This is a genomic window from Pseudomonas sp. PIC25 (assembly GCF_002286785.1).
Classification (GTDB): Bacteria; Pseudomonadota; Gammaproteobacteria; order Pseudomonadales; family Pseudomonadaceae; genus Pseudomonas_M.
In genome coordinates, this window is the sequence record NZ_MUJY01000085.1 from 1 (window position 1) to 3447 (window position 3447).

Sequence of the window (3447 nt, forward strand, 5' to 3'; positions counted from 1 at the left end):
TTCGACGCCGAAACCGGCCTGCACTACAACCGCCACCGCTACTACAATCCCAACACCGGCTGCTTCCTCACCCCCGACCCGATCAAACTCGCGGGTGGGCTGAACAACTACCAGTACGTGAACAATCCCACGGGGTGGGTTGATCCGTTGGGGTTGAATAGCCAGTGTCCGCCGGGGAATGGTGGAAAACCGGGGACGACGGAAGATCCTGCTACCGGGGTAAAACGTAGCGATGAAGGACCTACCCCTCCCTCTGCCTCAGAAGTTGAATGGACGCCGCATGGTTATAAACATGTGCCTCCTAAGAATAAGGACTGGCCAGAGATAGTAAGTTCAACAAAAACTGGCCCAGCAAAATACAAGCCAGGAATCAACATTGAAGAGATTGAGCGGGGTGTTTATAAAACAGGAACACCTGTCACTAATGGTAAGCCATGGAAAGTTCAAGAGTTTGATCATGTAATAGGTGCGACCGAAGGAAAGCCGAGCCGCTGGATCAGGGTTGAACTAAGCGCAAAAACAATACATGGCCACCCAATCTCAGAATCGGAATTCAAAAAGTTGACCAAGAAATGACATTAGAATTTATTGAAGGCCAAATTGAGTTTGATGATTTTAGCCTGCTTGCGCAGCTGATTGACTTCAGGAGTGACTTATATTCACTGAAGGAGGACATGTTGCAAATATCCTATAAGGGTAATTTCCTGCTAGATGTCGGATGGTATCCGTCATTTGATCCTGATGGATGCTTTCAAATACGTGCCGTAAAAGAATTTGACTGGGAAAATCCTTTATATTTTGGCCAAGCTAATTCATTCACAGAGGCCATACATAGGATCAGAGACGCTCAAAATGTTATTTTAGCCGAGCATATACCCAATAGAAAGTATCAATTGCAACCAATTCGAGTTCCTAGTGGATGGACTGTATCGATAAATAATCTCTATGAGGTTGAGCTATCCGAAGAGACTGTTGAATGGTATTGCAGCTCTGTTCTTATTGGTGGATTTAGGCAGGGGACTGGTGCTTGTTTTGATTCAAGGCTTGAGCCTGAGGGAGACCCCAGCGGAGATTTCGTGGTTGAGTTCTTAACAATGAAATTCGATTCCAAAGGTAAGCCCATCAAGAACTCAGAGGAGTTGGTTTCAATCCTCAAAACGAAGAGTAGAGATGAGTTTATCAGAGCTATAGAGAACTACATGTTAAAAAACTAACCTCGACAGAACCTCCAAATATCAGATTTGGGAAAGTTGATGGCGCACAAGATCATTACTACCTCAAGAAGTAAAAAATGAAATATTGGAATGACTTACCAGACAGCATGCTGTTCAATCGCATTTTTACTAGACCCATATCAATTGAAAAGGTAGAGCTTTTCAAAATCGAGATTGATAACGATAGACCTCATATATTTATCGAGTTCGATCTAGTGGGAGAACTTCCAGACTCCCCTCCAGAAAAATGGAAGAGAAGGAAGTTCAACAGATGCAGAGCCGGCCTGCTTTGCTATGACGTGGAAAAATTTAGCGCTTCAAACATCCCCAATCGCTCTATTTTCAACATAGAAATCAATAAAGATCAAAAAGGATTTCAAATAAATTTGAAAAACGAAGCATCTCACGTCTCTCTTTTTTCAGGATCACTGTCTATATCCGGGCCAAGTGTCTATTTGGCCGCAGAGAACGAGCAACCGCACTGATTTGAAAAATCCGTTGATAGCTGCATTGCATTTGCCCTTTATCAATTGTTAGATATGCATCGAAGCTCAGTTTTGTATAAATCGACAGAACGGGAGTTTTTTATTGGCATAACGCCGTCTGCTGCAACGCCAGTACCGCTACGACGCCAACGGCAACCTCGCCGCGCAAGGACAGCAAGAGCTTCGCCCACGACCCTGCCGGCACCCTCCTGAAATTGCGATACCGGGAAAAATTAACAGCGGAGATATCATGGACGTAACTCCTTTGAATCAGGATGGGAGTTATGCTGGATACTCTATTCCAACCCCAAACAGGAAATAACATGAAGAGCGCAGAAATAAAAATAATCAGGGGAAACTCGAAAAATAAGATCAATTTATTTTACGATGATAACCCTATAATGATTGAGATAAACTTAGACGGACATAAAATAAGCCGCACTGGAAACGATTTATTTGAATGCTTTTCAACGCTCCGCGCAGAGCTTCCGGACGTAAAGTTCCTATGTAAAGGAGCCAAGCTCAATGTATACCCTTCAAGAATGACCTCTCAAATGGCCGGAGGGCTTTTAGCTTATGAGCTCACATTAGGCAAACAAGCACTTAGAGAAAGTTTAGTAAATATTTTTGATCCTGAAGAAGAAAATATAGTTCAGAACCCTGACGAGCAAAAAGATTATTTCATGAAATGGATAAACTCTTTATAGCTCTTTGGTATGTGGCATTTTTAGGCAGCCGGAGAGGGGGGCTGTGGTGTCGGATCAATGGGATTGGAGAGAGATGTAGAAGATTTAGCAGGGGAAGATATCTTTAAGTCCTTACACTTCTTGGACACGATCACCAGAAGTTGCTAAGAGCTTTGCCAAAGGAGACGGCTTGATCTTGCGAGTTAAAACAGGTGCCCCCAAAGGGGGATCGCTGGTCATTGGCAATATTCTGAAGACCGCTGGGGTGAGCAAGAAGTTTTACTAAAAGGTCCTCGCGAAGGGGATGTTGAGGTATACCGCCCATGAGCCTTGTAGATTTTATTAAAAGCAATTATGAGATTTCGGATTCGGAGCAAGAGAACCTCCGCAAATTTGAAATTGAAACGACCAACGACTTTCAATACAAAAGCGAGTACACAATAAAGAAAACCTCTGAAACATATATCCAAGAAATCACCATCCAAAAAGGAATTCCCGAAAAGTCAAACAGAATCATGCTTGGCTACAAGGAAGCCATAAAAACTTGAAAGAGCTGGATACTGATGAAGCTGTGCTAATGCGCTTCATTGAAAATCCTTGCTGGGATGGAAGAGTGTTTTTCTCTGAAAAAATAATTATCTAGGCCTGATATTAGGAAAGAAAGTCAACCCTGAGTGGAAAACTCCACCAAACTGGGACGGATCGTTGGAAATGCTCGAACGATTCAATAATCGCCCCGAAAGTGACGATTAAAATACTAGTGAATATAAACTCGGCCCCTTGCCGTCAGCTTGGGAAAAAGAGACATATTCTTTAATTCTCTCCTCGTTCTTTAAATACACCAGCAGCCATTTGGCACTTCATCTACCTGCCCAAGGAGCACCAGGGCTGGGCCACCCCGCGCTACGAATATGACGCCCCCTCGGCCAGCTCAGCCATTGCCTCCTGCCCGACGGCCGCCAAGTCCACTACCGCTACGACGCCTTCGGCCGGCGCATCGCCAAGACCCTGGACGGCCGCACCACCGAATTCCTCTGGCAGGGCGAACGCCTCATCGCCGAA

General features: G+C 44.5%; 5 protein-coding genes and 1 pseudogene. All 6 read left to right on the plus strand.

The genetic code is table 11. From position 1 onward, the window contains the following. A partial coding sequence (locus BZL41_RS29050; protein WP_256578127.1) for an RHS repeat-associated core domain-containing protein occupies positions 1-576 on the plus strand: 576 nt, incomplete at its 5' end. After that, positions 573-1214, plus strand: coding sequence for a hypothetical protein (locus BZL41_RS28750; RefSeq protein WP_174706156.1), 642 nt, complete (start codon positions 573-575; stop codon positions 1212-1214). The genes BZL41_RS29050 and BZL41_RS28750, both read left to right, overlap by 4 nt. Before the next feature lie 77 nt (positions 1215-1291). After that, positions 1292-1699 (plus strand): Imm50 family immunity protein, encoded by a 408-nt coding sequence (locus tag BZL41_RS10420; protein WP_095599227.1) that lies wholly within the window; start codon positions 1292-1294, stop codon positions 1697-1699. A 323-nt stretch (positions 1700-2022) separates the two neighbouring features. Beyond that, entirely contained in the window at positions 2023-2406 is a 384-nt protein-coding gene (locus BZL41_RS27930) for a hypothetical protein (protein WP_143518061.1), read from the plus strand. A 302-nt stretch (positions 2407-2708) separates the two neighbouring features. After that, a complete protein-coding gene (locus BZL41_RS10425) occupies positions 2709-2933 on the plus strand; it encodes a hypothetical protein (RefSeq protein WP_095599228.1) in 225 nt (74 codons plus the stop codon). Between the two features lie 388 nt (positions 2934-3321). After that, positions 3322-3447, plus strand: a pseudogene (locus BZL41_RS29385) (RHS repeat domain-containing protein); the annotation flags it as partial.

Coding starts and splice junctions, on each gene's coding strand:
- BZL41_RS28750 (WP_174706156.1), top strand. CDS start 573: ATGACATTAGAATTTATTGAAGGCCAAATTGAGTTTGATGATTTTAGC.
- BZL41_RS10420 (WP_095599227.1), top strand. CDS start 1,292: ATGAAATATTGGAATGACTTACCAGACAGCATGCTGTTCAATCGCATT.
- BZL41_RS27930 (WP_143518061.1), top strand. CDS start 2,023: ATGAAGAGCGCAGAAATAAAAATAATCAGGGGAAACTCGAAAAATAAG.
- BZL41_RS10425 (WP_095599228.1), top strand. CDS start 2,709: ATGAGCCTTGTAGATTTTATTAAAAGCAATTATGAGATTTCGGATTCG.